This is a genomic window from Bradyrhizobium sp. CIR48 (assembly GCF_014198315.1).
GTDB lineage: Bacteria > Pseudomonadota > Alphaproteobacteria > Rhizobiales > Xanthobacteraceae > Bradyrhizobium.
In genome coordinates, this window is record NZ_JACIHG010000001.1 from 546,669 (window position 1) to 564,314 (window position 17,646).

The 17,646-nt window shown below is 64.9% G+C and carries 11 protein-coding genes; 8 read left to right on the forward strand and 3 right to left on the reverse strand.

The genetic code is table 11. The features are described from left to right. The first annotated feature begins 101 nt into the window (after positions 1–101). The 7 genes from GGD66_RS02725 (at position 102) to GGD66_RS02755 (ending at position 9,524) form a co-directional block, all read left to right on the forward strand. Entirely contained in the window at positions 102–1,397 is a 1,296-nt protein-coding gene (locus tag GGD66_RS02725; RefSeq protein ID WP_092262052.1) for an N-acetylmuramoyl-L-alanine amidase, read from the forward strand. A 276-nt stretch (positions 1,398–1,673) separates the two neighbouring features. After that, positions 1,674–4,184 carry a penicillin-binding protein 1A gene (locus GGD66_RS02730; protein WP_018323014.1) on the forward strand — a complete coding sequence of 837 codons (2,511 nt, stop codon included), beginning with the start codon at positions 1,674–1,676 and terminating at the stop codon, positions 4,182–4,184. A 107-nt stretch (positions 4,185–4,291) separates the two neighbouring features. Next, positions 4,292–5,423, forward strand: a protein-coding gene (gene prfB, locus GGD66_RS02735; protein WP_099091752.1) for a peptide chain release factor 2 whose coding sequence is annotated in 2 segments (ribosomal slippage) — positions 4,292–4,360 and positions 4,362–5,423 — 1,131 coding nt in all. Because the reading frame shifts where the segments join, the coding sequence is not laid out codon by codon here. Between the two features lie 2 nt (positions 5,424–5,425). Next, entirely contained in the window at positions 5,426–6,307 is an 882-nt protein-coding gene (locus tag GGD66_RS02740) for an NAD(P)-dependent oxidoreductase (RefSeq protein WP_183256813.1), read from the forward strand. Between the two features lie 14 nt (positions 6,308–6,321). Next, positions 6,322–7,191, forward strand: a complete 870-nt coding sequence (locus GGD66_RS02745) for a DMT family transporter (RefSeq protein ID WP_183256814.1) — start codon at positions 6,322–6,324, stop codon at positions 7,189–7,191. Positions 7,192–7,269: 78 nt separating this feature from the next. Then, complete coding sequence (locus GGD66_RS02750) at positions 7,270–8,181, forward strand: DMT family transporter (RefSeq protein ID WP_183256815.1); 912 nt, start codon at positions 7,270–7,272, stop codon at positions 8,179–8,181. A gap of 107 nt (positions 8,182–8,288) precedes the next feature. Then, positions 8,289–9,524, forward strand: coding sequence for an ABC transporter substrate-binding protein (locus GGD66_RS02755; RefSeq protein WP_183256816.1), 1,236 nt, complete (start codon positions 8,289–8,291; stop codon positions 9,522–9,524). Positions 9,525–9,552: 28 nt separating this feature from the next. Here GGD66_RS02755 and GGD66_RS02760 read toward each other — a convergent pair whose 3' ends face one another. Further along, positions 9,553–10,905: a M23 family metallopeptidase gene (locus tag GGD66_RS02760; protein WP_183256817.1), complete on the reverse strand. Its 1,353-nt coding sequence runs from the start codon at positions 10,903–10,905 to the stop codon at positions 9,553–9,555. Between the two features lie 109 nt (positions 10,906–11,014). Further along, entirely contained in the window at positions 11,015–11,704 is a 690-nt protein-coding gene (locus tag GGD66_RS02765; protein ID WP_092262057.1) for a peroxiredoxin, read from the reverse strand. Positions 11,705–11,908: 204 nt separating this feature from the next. On the opposite strand from GGD66_RS02765, the gene GGD66_RS02770 reads away from it, so the two are divergent. After that, positions 11,909–15,718 (forward strand): DUF3971 domain-containing protein, encoded by a 3,810-nt coding sequence (locus GGD66_RS02770; RefSeq protein ID WP_183257141.1) that lies wholly within the window; start codon positions 11,909–11,911, stop codon positions 15,716–15,718. A 191-nt stretch (positions 15,719–15,909) separates the two neighbouring features. Here the strand turns inward: GGD66_RS02770 and GGD66_RS02775 are convergent, their stop codons facing one another. Further along, a complete protein-coding gene (locus GGD66_RS02775) occupies positions 15,910–17,604 on the reverse strand; it encodes a methyl-accepting chemotaxis protein (RefSeq protein ID WP_183256818.1) in 1,695 nt (564 codons plus the stop codon). Between the last annotated feature and the right edge of the window lie 42 nt (positions 17,605–17,646).

The window sequence follows — 17,646 nt, forward strand, 5'->3', positions numbered from 1 at the left end:
CACGGCGGTCACAGTCAGCGAGTTTCGCGTTTCTGTCATTAAGGATCAATTAACCCTGTGGTTCTATTGCGTTAAAAGGGCTGCTCGGAGGCACGGAATCGGTGGCGAGCCGCACAAATCAACGGGTTTTGCTGGGATGCGCACTTCTGTGCGCCGCAGCGTTGCCGTGCGCTGATTCCTCGCGCCTGAGCGCTGCGGAAAGCCAGCCGCAACCCACTGTTGCGGTAGCGAATTTTCCAGTCGCCTCCGCCGCCCGGCTGGCCGGCGACGGCAAGCAGACCCGCTTCATTCTCGACATCGACCAGACCGTTACCTTCCGTGCGGTCACGCTCGCGGACCCGTACCGGGTCGTCGTTGACGTGCCGCAGGTCAATTTTCAGCTGCCCGCGGGCACGGGGGTCGGGGGGCGCGGCCTGGTCAAGGCCTTCCGCTACGGGCTCGTCATGCCCGGCGGCTCGCGAATCGTCTTCGACCTGACGGGACCGGCCCGGATCGCCAATTCCTATGTGCTGGAGGCGGCCAACGGCCAGCCGGCCCGGCTCGTGCTGGAGCTGGAGGAGGTCGACCGGACCGCCTTCGTGCAGTCGCTCGCACCCGAGAACCGCCCCGAGCTGCGGCCCACGATCGCCGAGGCGCAGCCTGCAACGGCTCCCGCGACGACAACCCCGGACACGGCGCAGCAGAAGGCCGATGGCCGCCCGGTGGTCGTGATCGATCCCGGCCATGGCGGCATCGACAACGGCACGCAGTCGAGCGGTGAGAGCGAGAAGAACCTGGTGCTGGCCTTTGGACTGGCGCTCCGCGACAAGCTGGAGAAGGCCGGCAAATACCGTGTGGTCATGACGCGGGACGACGACACCTTCATTCCCCTCAATGACCGCACCAAGATCGCCCGGAATCTGAAGGCCGCCTTGTTCGTCTCTATTCACGCTGATGCGCTGCCCCGTGCCGAGGGCGATGCGCAGGGCGCGACCATCTATACGCTGTCCGACAAGGCGTCCGACGCCGAAGCCCAGCGGCTGGCGGACGCGGAAAACCGGGCGGACGCGATCGCAGGCTTCAACCTCGCCGAGGAGCCGACCGACGTCGCCGACATCCTGATCGACCTCACGCAGCGGGAAACCCGCACCTTTTCAAACCGTTTCGCCCGTCTTCTGATGGGCGAGATGAAGTCGACGGTGCGGATGCACAAGCATCCCCTGAAGTCGGCGGGTTTCCGGGTGCTGAAGGCGCCCGACGTGCCCTCGGTGCTGGTCGAGATCGGTTATGTCTCAAATAAGGGCGACCTCGAGCATTTGGTCTCCGAGGGCTGGCGGTCGCGTGCCGTGGGCTCGATGGCGCAGGCGATCGACGGGTTCTTGACCAAGCGGATGGCCACGGCGGGATCGTCAAATTGACGACCGCCGGATTGTCAAATTGACGGCCGGGAGATCGTCGCATTGAAAGGGTTTTTCCGTCCCGTCGCAAAAGCCCTAGTTTGGCCACAGCCGGCGCTTTATAAAAATGCCGCAGGGGGTTCCGGAATCGGAGAGAATCCCGCTCGGCAAGCGTCTAAAGTCCGGCACTGATGGTATTGCGTAAGCCGGTGAATTCGTGACGTGAAGATTGGCCCCCGTTTGGGTGCCAAGGGGCTGATACTGAGCTGATCCAGAGATTGAACGGATAAACACATAATGCGCTTGCTGGTGCGGTTCATGGGCTTCCTGTTTGCCGCGGGAACGGTGGTGTTCCTTGTTGGTGTCGGAGCCGTGGCAGGCCTGATCTGGCATTTCTCCAAGGACTTGCCCGACTACTCTCAGCTTCAGGATTACGAGCCGCCGGTGATGACCCGCGTGCACGCGGTCGACGGCTCGCTGCTCGGCGAGTACGCCAAGGAGCGGCGGCTGTATTTGCCGATCCAGGCGGTGCCGAAGCTCGTGATCAACGCGTTCCTCGCGGCAGAGGACAAGAATTTCTACGAGCATGGCGGCATCGACTACACCGGCATGGCGCGCGCGGGCGTGGTCTACATCCAGAATTACGGCTCGAACCGGCGTCCGCAGGGCGCCTCCACCATCACCCAGCAGGTCGCCAAGAACTTCCTTCTGACCAACGAGGTCTCCTTCGCCCGCAAGATCAAGGAAGCCTTGCTCGCGATGCGGATCGAGAAGACCTACTCGAAGGACAAGATTCTCGAGCTGTATCTGAACGAAATCTATCTCGGTCTGGGTGCCTACGGCATTGCTGCCGCCTCGCTGGTCTATTTCGACAAGTCGGTGAACGAGCTGACGGTGGCGGAAGCGTCCTATCTGGCCGCGCTGCCGAAGATGCCGGCGACGCTGCATCCGGTCCGCAACCGCGACCGCGCCATCGAGCGCCGCAACTACGTCATCGACCGTCTGGTGGAGAACGGCTGGATCAAGCAGGCCGACGCCGACAAGGCCCGCAAGGAGCCGCTGGCCGTCACCAACCGGTCCAACGGCGCCCACACCTTCGCCGGCGAATATTTTGCCGAGGAAGTCCGCCGCGACATCTTCGAGCGCTACGGCGAGAAGAAGCTGTATGAGGGCGGTCTGTCCGTCCGCACCACGCTGGATCCGAAGATCCAGGTCATGGCGCGCAAGGCCATGGTCTCGGGCCTCGTGAACTATGACGAGCAGCAGGGCTATCGCGGCGCCATGAGCAAGCTCGATATTTCGGGCGATTGGGGCGTCAAGCTCGCCGAGATCAAGTCGCTGTCCGACATCTCGCCGTGGCGCATGGCGGTGGTGCTGGAGACCAGCGACCAGTCGGCGCGGATCGGCTTCCAGCCGAACCGCGAGCTTGGCGGCGCCGTGAGCAAGCAGCGCGAGACCGGCATCGTCACGGTTGACGGCGTGCGGTGGGCGCGAGCCGTGCAGGGCGGAACCAAAGGTAAGACGCCGACGGCGGTGTCGCAGGTGCTGCAGCCCGGCGACGTCATCTATGCAGATCCGCTCTACAAGGATGGCCAGCCGGTCGAGGGCCAGTACCGGTTGCGCCAGATCCCCGAAGTGTCCGGCGCAATGGTGGCGATGGATCCCTGGACCGGCCGCGTGCTCGCCATGGTCGGTGGCTTCTCGTTCGACCAGAGCCAATTCAACCGCGCCACTCAGGCCTATCGGCAGCCAGGTTCGTCGTTCAAGCCGATCGTCTATTCGGCCGCCCTCGACAACGGCTATACACCCTCGACCGTCGTGCTCGACGCCCCCATCGAAATCGACCAGGGGCAGGGCGCTGGCGTGTGGCGGCCTGAGAACTTCTCCTCGGGCAAATTCCAGGGACCGGTGACGCTGCGCAACGCGCTGCGGCAGTCGCTCAACACCGTGACGGTGCGCTTGGCGCAGGACATCGGCATGCCCCTGATCGGCGAATATGCCCGCCGTTTCGGTGTCTATGACGAACTGCCGAACTATCTCTCCTATGCGCTGGGCGCCGGCGAGACGACGGCGATGCGTATGGTCACGGCGTACTCGATGCTCGCCAATGGCGGCCGCCGGGTGAAGCCGACATTGATCGATCGCATCCAGGACCGCTACGGACACACCATCTTCAAGCACGACCAGCGTGAATGCCGCGGCTGCGACGCGCCGGGCGGCTGGAAGAACCAGGCCGAGCCGCAGCTGATCGACCGCCGCGAGCAGGTGCTGGACTCCATGACCGCCTATCAGATCACCGAGCTGATGGAAGGCGTGGTGCAGGCCGGTACGGCCACGGTCATCAAGGAAGTCGGCAAACCCGTCGCCGGCAAGACCGGCACCACCAACGAGGCCAAGGACGCCTGGTTCGTCGGCTTCTCGCCCGACGTCGCCGTCGCCATCTACATGGGCTACGACAAGCCGCGTCCGCTGGGTAAGGGCAATGCCGCAACCGGCGGCCATCTGGCCGCGCCCATCGCGCGCGATTTCCTCAAGCTCGCGCTCGCCGACAAGCCCGCCGTTCCGTTCAAGGTGCCGGCCGGCATCAAGCTGGTCCGCGTCGTCTCCAAGACCGGCATGCGCGCCGGCCCCGGCGAGACCGGCGGAACCATTTTGGAGGCCTTCAAGCCGGGCACGGCGCCGCCGGATAATTATTCGGTCATTGGCGTTGCCGACGCTGACGGGCGTGGCGGCGGCATGCCGGCCTCGCAGCAGCAGCAGCCGGATTCCGGCTTCTTCATGCAGCCGGGCACCGGCAGGCTGTACTGAGGCTAGAACAATAGGGACGTTATCGCGTCAGCGGTTGCGCTTTGCAGCCGCCGCCGCTACATCCCCCACTCAATTGCACGCGGGATTCCGCGAGACCAGAGAACGACATGCGCGCCGAAATCGAACGGTTGGTAGAAGAGATCAAGCAGTCAGTCGGGCTGCTGAGGAGGCATCTTTGACGTCGAGAAATCGACGGCACGCCTCGCCGAGCTGAACAAGCTCGCAGAAGATCCCAATCTCTGGAACGATCCCCAGAAAGCCCAGAAGCTGATGCAGGAGCGGACCTCGCTGGAGGATTCGCTCTCGGGCATCGGCAAGGTCGAGCAGGAGCTTGAAGACGACATTGGCATGATCGAGCTCGGCGAGGCCGAGGGCGATGCCGGCGTCGTCGCGGAAGCCGAGGCGGCTCTCAAGAATCTCAAGAAGGAAGTCGCGCGGCGCGAGCTCGAGGCGCTGCTGTCGGGCGAAGCCGACCGGTTCGATTCCTATCTCGAAGTCCACGCCGGCGCCGGCGGCACCGAGAGCCAGGACTGGGCGCAGATGCTGTTGCGCATGTACACGCGCTGGGCCGACACCCACGGCTTCAAGGTCGAGGTGCTGGAAGAGTCTGAGGGCGAAGAGGCCGGCATCAAGTCCGCGACGATCCAGGTCTCGGGCCACAACGCCTATGGCTGGCTGAAGACGGAAGCGGGCGTGCATCGCCTGGTGCGCATCTCGCCGTTCGATTCCAACGCGCGGCGGCACACCTCGTTCTCGAGCGTGCAGGTGTTCCCGGTCATCGACGACAGCATCAAGATCGACATCAAGGAAGCCGACGTCCGCGTCGACACCATGCGCTCGGGCGGCGCCGGCGGCCAGCACGTCAACAAGACCGAATCCGCGGTGCGGCTGACGCACATTCCGACCGGTGTCGCCGTGGTCTGCCAAGCCGGCCGCTCTCAGCACAAGAACCGGGCGCAGGCCTGGGACATGCTGCGCGCGCGCCTGTATGAAATCGAGTTGAAGAAGCGCGAGGAGAAGGCCGCCGCCGACCAGGCCGCCAAGACCGATATCGGCTGGGGCCATCAGATCCGCTCCTACGTTCTCCAGCCCTACCAGATGGTGAAGGATCTGCGTACGGGCGTGCAGACCTCGGACACCTCGGGCGTGCTCGGCGGCGATCTCGACGACTTCATGGCCGCGACGCTGGCGCAGCGCGCCTTCGGCACCACGGGTGCCGACATCGAGGACGTGGACTAGCCATGCCCCGCGTCGCCTTCATCGGATTGGGGCGAATGGGTCATGGCATGGCCGGGCGCTACCTCGATGCGGGCTTCACGGTGACGGTGTGGAATCGCAGCAAGGCCAAGGCTGAAGAGCTGATCGCGCGCGGCGCGCTTTGGGCGACCTCGCCCGAGGACGCCGCCATCGATGCCGACGCGGTCGTGACCATGGTGGCCGACGACGAGGCCTCGCGCGCGGTCTGGCTCGGACTGAAGGGCGCCGCGAAGACCGCCAAGGCCGGCACGATCGCGATCGAATGCTCGACCGTCTCCTATGACCACGCTCGCGAGATGGGCCGCGAGCTCAACGCGCGCGGGCTGATCTACATCGATTGCCCCGTGACGGGATTGCCGGATGCGGCAGCCGCCGGGAAACTGACGCTGCTGGTCGGCGCCGACGCCGCCGATCTCGAACGCGCGCGGCCGTATCTGACGCCGATCGGCTCGACCACCCGTCATTTCGGCGCCGTCGGCTCGGGCACCGTCTACAAGCTCATCAACAATCTCATGGGCGCGATTCAGATCGCCGGCCTCGCAGAGGGCCTCGCCATCGCCGAGCAGGCCGGGCTCGACATGAACCTCGTGCTGGAGTCGATCCAGGCGGGCGTCGCCGCAAGCCCGCAGGTGCAGCGCCACTCCAAGCGCATGGTCGCCCGCGATTTTTCCGGCGCGACCTTCACCGCCGCGCTGCGGCACAAGGATGCCGCCTACGCCGTGAAACTCGCCGAGAGCCTGCTGGCCGACAAGCCGCTGGTCTCGCGGGCCGCGGTCGAGTCCTACGCGCAGGCCAAGGCCGCGATGCCTGACGACGACGAAGGCAAGATGATCGAGCTGGTGTCGCGACCGAAGAAGCCGTCCTAGCCGGTCGCATCCACATGGGGCAGCCTCGTTCGGAACGCGGTCTCGGCATTGCCCTCGTCGTCGCCGCTGCGATTGCGTGGAGCACGGCGCCGTTCTTCACGCGCCTTCTGCCGTTTGATCCCTGGACCATTCTGTTCTGGCGCGGCCTGTTCGCCGGCAGCCTGGTCACCATGCTCCTCGTCGTGATGCAAGGCCGCGCCGGGCTGCGGCAGTTGCTAGTGCCGGGGAAGGCAGGCCTGCTCGTGGCCTCATTGTCCGCGATCGGCATGATTTCGTTCATTCCCGCGCTGCAGATGACCGACGTCATGAACGTGGCGGTGCTGATCGCAACACAGCCGTTCGTCGCGGCCGCGCTGGCTTGGCTGTGGCTCAATGAGGCCGCGACATGGCGCACGCTGATCGCGAGCCTGATTGCCTTTGCCGGCGTGGTGATCACGGTCGGCGGTGTGCAAGCCGGTGCCGATCTCGGTGGCATCGCGCTCAGTTGCCTGATGGTGCTCGCCATCTCCACCATGACGGTGGTGGTCCGGCGCCATCGCGAGACCTCGATGGTGGCGGCAGCCGCGCTGTCGAATTTCATCGGGAGCCTCGTCAGCCTTCCATTTGCGCGCGACATCGCCCATGTCGGCGGCCATGGCCTTTTGATCCTTGCGATGTTCGGCTGCCTCCAGGTCGCGCTCGGCCTGACCTTCTACATGCTCGGCTCGCGACTGCTGCCGTCGGGGCAGGCTTCCCTGATCGCGACGCTGGAAACGCCGCTGATGCCGTTCTGGATCTGGGTTGCCTTCCGCGAGATACCGGCCGTCCACGCGCTCATTGGCGGCGCGTTGGTGATTGGGGCGGTAGTTGCGGATATCGCGGGCGATCGCCAGTCACGGGGATGATCTCGAGCAATTTTGTCGGAAACCGGGTGGCGAGATTTTCGGCGTTGTCCTAGGCGAGCAGGCGCCGAGGTGAAACGCATGCCCCCAACCGACAACCGGATCGACGCACGCGATTGGTCACTGCTCGCCGTGCTCTCGGTCCTCTGGGGCGGCTCGTTCTTCTTCAACGGCGCGGCCTTGCGGGAATTGCCGCCGCTGACGCTGGTGTTCTTGCGCGTCGCGCTCGGCGCGGCCATGCTGCTGCCGCTGCTGCGCATGCGGGGGATCAGCTTTCCCAGAGGCACGACGGGGTGGAAGCCGTTCGTCGCGATCGGGCTGCTCAACAATGCCATCCCGTTCTCGCTGATCGTGATCGGCCAAACCTTCATCCCGAGCGGTCTGGCATCGATCCTGAACGCGACCACGCCATTGTTCACGGTGCTCGTGATGGCGGCGGCAGGCGAAGAGGCCTTGCACATCCGCCGCGTGGCCGGCGTGGCGCTGGGCCTTGTCGGCGTCATCATCCTGCGCGGATGGGGCCTCGAGACAAGACCGGGGCAGGGGCTCGGCATCCTGCTCTGCCTGGGCGGCGCCCTCAGCTACGGCTTTGCGGCGTTGGCGGCGCGGCGGCTGTTGAAGGACTCTCCGCCGCTGGGCACGGCGACGTTTCAGCTGATGGCATCGACGGTGATGATGGCAATCATCGCTGGCGTGGTGGAGCAGCCATGGCGCCTCGCAGTGCCGGGTGTCGCGACATGGTCCGCGGTGCTTGGCCTTGCGGCCCTGTCGACGGCGTTCGCCTACATCGTCTTCTTTCAGATCATACGGCGCTCCGGTGCGACCAATGTCATGCTGGTGACGCTGCTCATTCCCGTCACCGCCATCCTGCTGGGATGGCTGGTGCTGGGGGAGCCGATCTCGATGCGCGAGATCGCAGGCGCCATCGTCATTGGCAGCGCGCTGCTCGTGATCGACGGACGCATTTTGAACCTGCTGCGGCGCAGCGAGTAAATTCCGGATTCGCGGTTTCATCTCGCGGAAAATCGAAGCGCTTGCCAGCCGCCAACGGCCTTGCGACACTCCCTGCAAAACAAGACTACAAAACAGGGGAGAGACCGATGCCGGGTCGTCGCAAAAACCTTGCTGCCCTCGCCATGCTTGCTGCCGGAGTGCTCATCACAACACCGGTCTCGGCGCAGAAAAAATACGACCCCGGCGCCAGCGACACAGAAATCAAGATCGGCAACATCATGCCCTATAGCGGGCCGGCGTCGTCCTATGGTGTGATCGGCAAGACCGAGGCCGCCTTCTTCAGGATGATCAACGATCAGGGCGGCATCAACGGGCGCAAGATCAATTTCATCAGCTATGACGACGCCTATTCGCCGCCGAAGGCAATCGAGCAGGCGCGCAAGCTGGTCGAGAGCGACGAGGTGCTGTTGATCTTCCAGCCGCTCGGCACGCCCTCGAATTCCGCGATCATGAAATACATGAACGCCAAGAAGGTGCCGCAGCTGTTCGTCGCGTCCGGCGGCACCAAGTTCGGCGACCCCAAGAACTTCCCGTGGACCATGGGCTTCCAGCCCAACTACCAGAGCGAAGGACGCATCTACGCCAAGTACATTCGCGATCATTTCCCGAGCAGCAAGATCGCCGTCTTCTGGCAGAATGACGACGCCGGCAAGGACCAGTTCAAGGGTTTGAAGGACGGTCTCGGCGACAAGGCCAATATGATCATCGCCGACAAGTCCTACGAGGTCAGCGATCCCTCGATCGACTCGCAGATCGTGGCCCTGCACGATTCCGGTGCCGACATCTTCTTCTCATGGGCCGCGCCGAAGGGCTCGGCGCAGGCGATCCGGAAGGTCGGCGAGCTCGGCTGGAAACCGAAATTCTTCCTGGCCAACACCGCGACCTCCGTCGCCTCGGTACTCAAGCCGGCCGGGCTCGACTACTCCAAGGACATCATCTCGACCATCTATCTGAAAGATCCGACCGACCCGGCTTGGGACAAGGATCCGGCCGTGGTGAAATGGCGGGAGTTCATGGACAAATATTACCCCGACGGCGACAAGACCAATTCCAACAACGTCTACGGTTATGTCCAGGCCGAGGCTATGGCGCAGGTGCTGAAGCAGTGCGGCGATAATCTCACCCGCGAAAACGTCATGAAGCAGGCGGCAAACCTGAAAGATTATCACACCGCCTTGATGCTGCCGGGCATCATGGTCAACACCTCACCGGACGATTATTTCCCGATCGAGCAGATGCAGCTGATGCGCTTCAACGGGCAAGCCTGGGAGCTGTTCGGCGACGTCATCACCGGCGAGGTCGGCCACGAGCGCAGCCAGTGATCATGTACAGGCGTCTTTGGTCGCGGGCTTAGCCCGCGCTGAGACGCACGCCGGCGCGGAGGAACTTCTGCGGATCGACCGCTTCGCCCTCGATGCGGGTCTCGTAGTGCAGATGGGGACCGGTGGAACGACCGGTCGACCCGACCAGCCCGACGACCTGGCCGATCTTCACGGTCTCGCCGACCCTGACGTTGATCTCGGAGAGATGGCCATAGCGGGTCGAAAGTCCGTTGCCGTGGTCGACCTCGACCATGCGGCCGTAACCGCCGGACCAGCCGGCCGACACCACCTTGCCGTTGGCGGTGACGCGAACCGGATCGCCGGTGGCAGCGCGGAAATCGAGCCCGGTATGCATCGCGGGCCGGCCGAGGAAGGGATCGCTGCGGACGCCGAAGCCGGAGGTGAACTCGACCTCGCCGATGACGGGCTTGCGGTAGGGCACCAGCGCCAGCGTGCGGTTGAGACGGTCCATCTCGGCGCGCGTGGTGTTGATGCGATAGAGCTGCTTCTCGAACGGTCCGGCGTTGGCCGTCAGTTTGACCGGCACGAACGGACCACCCATCGCGGTGCGCGGCACGGCGGATTCGAGATTGGCGAGATTCAGGCCGAGATCGCTGACGACGCCGCGCATCCGGCGCATCCGTGAATCCATGCCCTCCTCGACGGCGCTGAGCGCCGCCATCTGGCGCCGTTCAACCTGGTCGAGCGAGGTCGTGAGCCGGACCAGGACGTTGTCGAAACCCTGGTTCTTGGCGAATTGGCTGGTCGGGGGCGCTGCGACAGTGGGTGCGCGCGATTCCAGGCGGGCCTCACGGTCCGGAGGCGCCACGAAGATCACGGTGTCGCTGATCGGCGAGGGCTTCGGCGTATTCTGGCTCGAATCGCCGCGCTGGGGCGTCGCACGCGGAATCGAGCCGGTTACATCAGGCATGGCTCCAAGTGCCGTCGCCCGGGACTCCAGCGCCGTCTGGCGCTTCATGATCTGGTCGAGTTTCTGGTCGAACTGTTCCTGGTCGAGCAACTGGCGGCTGGTGGTGCGGTCGACCTTGGCGCGCAGCTCGGCGATGCGGTCCTCATAGGCGTATTGCATCTCGGCCTGGCGGGCGATCAGCCGGGTCAGGACGTCGTCACGGAAAGCGAAATAGGTAGCGGTTGCCGCCGACCAGAGACCGAGGAGCACCACCGTGCCGACCACGATCCAGAACACCACGGGCCCGAATCGAACCTGCTTGCCGGCATGGACGATGGTGTAGGCGTCGTCGGTCGCGGGAAGGGGAATCGCTGCGGTTGCCGCGGGGGCAGGACGGCGTTGGGAGGCCCGTCCGCGGTCGTGAGGATGATGTTGGGCGTACTGCGAGTATTGGGCAGAACTTTTCGACATCGGCACTCCCGCGCCGGTCGGATGAGTCCGTACGGCCTAATTGCCGCAGCAATCTGGGCGGTCATGGTTAATTTTCCGGAAACGGGAACGCGCGAATTTAAAGGACTGGTTAAAGACTTCTTGCCGCTTCCAGCACCTCGTCGGCATGACCGTCGACCCGGACATTGCGCCAGATCCTGGCCAGTTTGCCATCGGCCCCGACCAGTATCGTGGTGCGAAGAATCCCGAGGAAGCTCTTGCCATACATGGACTTTTCGCCCCAGGCGCCATAGGCTTCCAGCATCTGGTGCGTCTCATCCGAGATCAGGGGGATACCGAGCTTGTGCTTGTCGCGAAACTTCTCCTGAGCCTTTAACGGATCGGCGGAGACGCCGAGCACGGCAGTGTCGGCAGCCGCGAAGGCACCGGCGAGGCGAGTGAAGTCGATCGCCTCCCGGGTGCACCCCGGGGTGTCGGCGCGGGGGTAGAAGAACAGGACGAGCTTTCGGCCGGCATAGTCCGCCAATGTGACGACCTCGCCGCCGTCGCGGGGCAGGCGGAAGGCGGGGGCCTTCTGGCCCTCGGTCAGGCCCGACTTCGCCTTGGCGGGCGGAGACACCGATTTGGAGGAATTTAACTGTTTCGATGCGGCCGTATGTGATCCTGCTTTTGCTAAGGTCCCGGTTGATTTGCTCGCCGGTGTCCGCGGCGTTTTCGCGGACTTTGTCGGAGTAGAGGCCCGCGTTTTCGGGGCCTGCTTTTTAGCCGTCGGACTGCCGGAGGGCGTTTTGGACGATTTCGTTCGGGATTTCTTGGACATACGCCTTCCTTTCGACGCTTTCGGCGGGTCAACCGAAACGGTATTGCAGCTCTCGTCCGGTGTGCCGGAATCGCGCCCTCGGCTGGGCAAGTCTGGCGGCGCCGGAGTATGGTTACAAGGAATTCCACGCACCACCCCACTGCTCGTTGAACGCGCTCCCGGGGCGAAATGACGAACAGCAGGAATATTCGAGGTATGGCGGCAATGCCGGCGCAGGGAGCTTCGCTTCCCGCGGACGGCTGCAGTCCCGGCGGCGCTCAATCCTATGACGGGCGCCTGTATCGAGAGGCAATGGCAAGGAATAAGTCGCCCCAGGATTATAATCGGGACTTCGATCGGCGCGGCGTTCAGCAACAGCCGCAGGAATGGGACGACGCCGATTGGGATCCGGATCAGGAGGCGGCCGCGGGCCATCGCGCGCGCCGGCTGCTGTCGCGTTCCAATTCGGGCTTTCATCGCTTCGGTGACGGGTTTGGGGCGCTACGCCGCTGGCTGGCTGCCGATCGCTGGCTGAAGCGCGTCGTCCTTGTCGTCGGGACTCTCGCCGTCATCTTCATCGGCTGCTTCGGTGCGCTGTGGTGGCGGCTCGGTGCCGGCCCCATCAATCTCGACATTGCAACGCCATGGCTGGCGGCCGCGATCGAAGACAATATCGGTCACGGCAACACGGTTGAGATCGGAGGCACACAGATCGAGCGCGCCGGCCGGGTCCGCATCGCCGTCCGCATCCGAGACATCATCGTCCGCGATCGCGATCACGCCATCGTTGCCAGCGCGCCGAAGGCTGAAGTGAAGCTATCGGGTGCCGGCCTGCTGATGGGTCACCTGCGCGCCGAGAGCCTCAATCTGGTCGATGCCGAACTCGCGATCCGCATCGCGCCCGACGGTACCGTCACCGTGTCCGCCGGCGATACCGCAAAGCCGCTGGCAACCGGCGTCGCCTCGAAGAAGGACGCGGGTCTGCCGCCGACATTCCCGCGCAACGGCGTCCCGCCGCCGCCATTCGCCACGGCGCCCGCGAGCCAGGATCCATCCCAAGCCGCCTCTCAAGGCCCGCCTCAGGCGATGGCACAAAGCGGCATCCTTCAGGGCCTCGACTGGCTCGACAGTCTGAGCATGACCGGCCTCGACGGCCAGAATCTCAACGAGATCGGCCTGAAGAACGGCAATCTGATCGTCGACGATCAGCAGCGCGGCAGCAAATGGTCGTTTGAGAACATCACGCTCAGCCTGCGTCGGCCGAGCCGGGGTGGCGTCACGCTCAGCCTGGGCGAAGAGGGCGCGCGCCCGTGGATGCTGCGTGCCACGATCGGGCCGGCCGAGAACGGCGTGCGCTCGGTCGACATCAAGGCCGACAAGGTCTCGACCTCCAACATCCTCCTGGCACTGCGGGTCAAGGATCTCACCTACACCGCCGACCTGCCGCTGACGGGCGAGCTCAAGGGCGAGCTCGGCCGCGATGGCGTGCCGACCTTCTTCCGCGGCAAGATCGCGGTCGGCGCCGGCAATATCATCGACACCGACACGCCGGACTATCCGATGGCGATCGACCAGGCCGAGATCAACGTCGAGTGGGACGCCAATCGGCGGGTGCTGGTGGCACCGTTCAAGGTCCTGTCGGGCGCGAACCGCCTCACGCTTCTGGCTCATCTGGAGCCGCCCAACGGCACCATCAATGACTGGCAGCTCGGCTTCAGCGGCGGTTCGATCCTGCTCGGCGGCATCGACAACGAGCCGCCGCTCGTCTTCAACCGCATCGCGATCGGCTTCCGCTTCGACACCGACCACAAGCGCCTCTTGCTGACGCAGGCCGACATCAGCAATGGCGAGATCGGTGTCGCCGGCACGGGTGCGATCGACTATTCCGGCGAGCCGCGGCTGACGCTGGGCTTTGCGGGAACGCCGATGTCGGCCTCCGCGCTGAAGCGGATGTGGCCGACGCTGGTCGTTCCCGAGTTGCGCGAATGGGTGATCGAGCGGATCGAGCGCGGTACGCTCCAGCGCATCGAGATCGGCGTCAATTCGCCGACGAAGAACCTTCCGCGCAAGGGCCCGCCGATTCCCGACGACGGCCTCTCGGTCAACATCGTCGCGAGCGGCGTCGCGGTCCGTCCCGTAGACGGCATGCCCGTTGTGCACGATGCCGATCTGAAGGCGCGCGTGACCGGCCGCACCGCGACCGTGACCATCGGGCAGGGCATCGCCGATACGCCCGCCGGCCGCAAGGTCACGATTTCCGATTTCGTCTTCGAGGTGCCGGATATGGCGCCCAAGCCGTCGCCGTCGCGGACCAGGTTCCGCGTCGACGGACCCGTGCCTGCGGCGGCCGAGATGCTCTCGAATGATCGCCTGAGTGATCTGTCATCGACCGTCGTCGATCCCAACACCAGCAAGGGGACGTTCACGGCGAACATCCAGCTCGGCCTGCCGGTCAAGGGCGAGCTGACCAAGGCGGACACGACCTACGCCGTCACCGCCGATCTCAACGGTTTTGCAGCCGACAAGCTGGTGATGAACCAGAAGCTGGAGGCCAACACTCTCAAGATCGTCGCGAGCAACGCGGGTTATCAGGTCAAGGGCGACGTCAAGATCAACGGGCAGGCGGCCTCGCTCGACTATCGCAAGCCCGCCGAGGGCGACGCGGATGTCAGGTTGCAGGCGACGCTGGACGATGCGAGCCGGGCGCGCCTGGGATTCGATCTCAGCCCCGCCGTCAGCGGATCTTTGCCGATCAAGCTGTCGGGCAAGATCGCCGGCGGTCCCGACCAGACGACGAAGCTCGGCGTCGAGGCCGACCTGACCTCGGTGAAGCTCGACAATATCCTGCCCGGCTGGGTCAAGCTGCCGGGCAAGTCGGGCAAGGCCAGCTTCAAGGTCGTGCCGACCGCGCAATCGACGCGTCTGGAAGACATCGTCATCGAAGGCGGTGGCGCCTCGATCAAGGGCTCGCTCGAGGTCGACGCGAACGGCGATCTCATGAACGCGAACTTCCCGACCTATTCGCCGTCCGATGGCGACAAGGCGTCGCTGAAGGTGGAGCGCAGCCAGGATGGCGTCATCAAGGGCACGATGCGCGGCGACGTGTTTGACGGTCGCGGCTTCCTGAAGTCGGCGATCTCCGGCAATTCCAAGGACGACAAGAACAAGATGAAGAACGTCGATTTCGACATCGACGTGAAGCTCGGCGCCGTCGCCGGTTTCAACGGTGAGGCGATGCGCAGCGTCGATGCCAAGATGTCGAAACGCAATGGTGCCATCAAGGCGTTCACGCTGAGCGGCAAGGTCGGCAAAGACACGCCGGTGGCGGCTGACCTGCGCGGCGGCCGTGCGCAAGGCAACCGCGAGGTGATCTACCTCCAGACCAACGATGCCGGCGCGCTGCTGCGGTTCACCGATACCTATACCAAGGCGGTCGGCGGCCAGATGGTGGTGGCGATGGAGCCGCCGACATCCGAGCCGAACACCTCGCGCGAGGGCCTCATCAACGTCCGCGACTTCACGGTGAAGGGCGAGGCGCAGCTCGAACGCGTCGCCGCTGGCGCGCCCAACGGCACCGGCAACGGCGTCTCGTTCAGTGCGCTCCGCGCCGAGTTCACCCGGCAGAACGGTGCGCTGACGGTCCGTGACGGCGTGGTCAAGGGTCCCATGATCGGCGCCACCATCGAGGGCTCGATCGACTATCCCGGCAACCAGGTCTGCATGAGCGGCACCTTCGTGCCGATGTATGGCGTCAACAACATCTTCGGCCAGATCCCGTTGTTCGGCATCTTCCTCGGCGGCGGCAACAATGAAGGGCTGATCGGCGTGACCTATGAGGTCGTCGGCACACCGGCTGCGCCCGTGATGCGCGTCAATCCGATCTCGGCGATGGCCCCCGGCCTGTTCCGCAAGATCTTCGAGTTCAACACCGGCAAGCAGAACTCGCCGTTCGAGGAATTCCCCTCGCAGTCGAACGACGGTTCGACCGGGTCGACGCGCCAGCTCTCGAGCGGCTGTAGCCTGACACGGCGGTAACCACCCATAGTCCCAAGTGCCCGTCATGCCCGGGCTTGTCCCGCCTGCGCGACCGGAGCGACTTCGGCTCGGCGAAGGCCGGGCATCCACATTCTTCGTCGCGGCCAAAAACGTAGATGGCCGGGACAAGCCCGGCCATGACGAATGTGGCGACGCTCTCGCGCCAAATGTCTTGATTCTGGAGTGACGCGTTAGGCGGCGCGCACGCCTGCGAGGAATGTCCCGACTTCGCCGGAGAGCTGTTCGGCCTGCTTGGACAGGTTCGAGGCGGCGGCGAGCACCATGCCGGCGGCGTTGCCGGTCTCGTTCGCGGCGGTCGAGACGCCGCCGATATTGGTGGTGACTTCCTTGGTAGCTTCCGCCGTCTGCGAGACGCTGCGGGCGATCTCGGCGGTGGCGGCGCCTTGCTCCTCGATGGCAGCCCCGATCGAGGTGGCGATGCGGCTGACCTCCTCGATGGTGGCGGTGATGCCGCCGATGGCGTCGACGGCCTCCTTGGTCGCGCCCTGGATCTGGGCGATCTTGTCGCCGATCTCGCGCGTGGCTTCGGCAGTCTGGCTCGCCAGCGACTTCACCTCGGAAGCGACGACGGCAAAGCCGCGGCCGGCTTCACCGGCGCGCGCGGCCTCGATGGTGGCGTTGAGTGCGAGCAGGTTGGTCTGTGCGGCAATGCTGGAGATCAGCTCGGCGACGTGCTCGATCTGCTGGGCGCCGTCCGAGAGCGCACGCACGATGGTGTCGGTGCGGCGCGCGCTGTCGACCGCGCGGCCCGTGACTTCTGCAGACTGAGCGACCTGGCGGCTGATCTCGGTGATGGAGGAGGAGAGCTCCTCGGCGGCAGCCGCGACGGTCTGGACGCGCTGGCTCGCCTCGGTGGCGGCCGTGCCGACCACGGCGGCGCGGCGGTTGGTGCCTTCGGCCGTGGATGACATCGACTTGGCGGTGGTCTCGAGCTCGCCGGAGCCGGAGGCCATCAGGCCGACGAGCTGACCGACGGAGGCATCGAAGCGATCGGCGAGGGCGATCAGGGCGTCGCGCTTTTCCTGCTCGCTGCGGGTCTTGGTGGCGACCTGCTCGGCTTCCAGGTTACGCGCCGTCAGCGCGGTCTGACGCAGGACTTCAAGCGTCTCGGCCATGCGGCCGATCTCGTCGCCGCGGTCGGTCTCCTCGACCGGCTTGTCGATGGCGCCTTGCGAAATCTCCTGCATGCGGTTCTTCTGGCGGTCGAGCGCGCCGAGTACGTCGCGGGCGATCAGCCAGGACAGCGTCGCCATCAGCAGCATCAGGCCGATGCCGATCGCGGCAAGCTCCAGCGTCAGGGCACGCACGTCGGCGTCGATGTCGTCGACATAGAGACCGTAGCTGATGGTCGCGTTCCAGGGCGCGAATTTGCGCGCGAAGACGGTCTTGCGCACGGGCTCGGTCTGGCCGGGGCGGGGGTAGAGATAGGAGGTCACTCCGCCCTGTGCGGTCTCGCCGCCGGCCTTGATGATGGCGTCGGCGATCAAGACGCCGTTAGAGTCCTTGGCCCCAGTGATCTTGCCTTCCAGCTGCTGGTTGGCGCCGTTCACCAGGATGGAGGTGTCGGGGTTGTAGACAACGGGGTAGCCCTGGTTGCCGTTGAAGTTCATGCGGCGGCCACGCTGGTGGAACTGGGCCTTGGCATCGGCCGGCGTCAGCTTGCCGGCGGCAACCTCTTCCTGAAGCGATTGCGCGTAGTTGTAGAGCAGCTCTACCGCAGTCCGCATCTGCTGGACGCGATCCTCCATCATGCGGCTCTTGCTGAGGACGGACGATACGCCGATGATGGCCGTGACTGTGAGAGCTGAAAGACAGACCATGCTGGCGAGCTTGGTCCGGATCTTGAGATGACTCATCAGCTTCATCGCGGCCTCGAAAGAAATGGTTGTTATTGCTCGCGTCGGTAG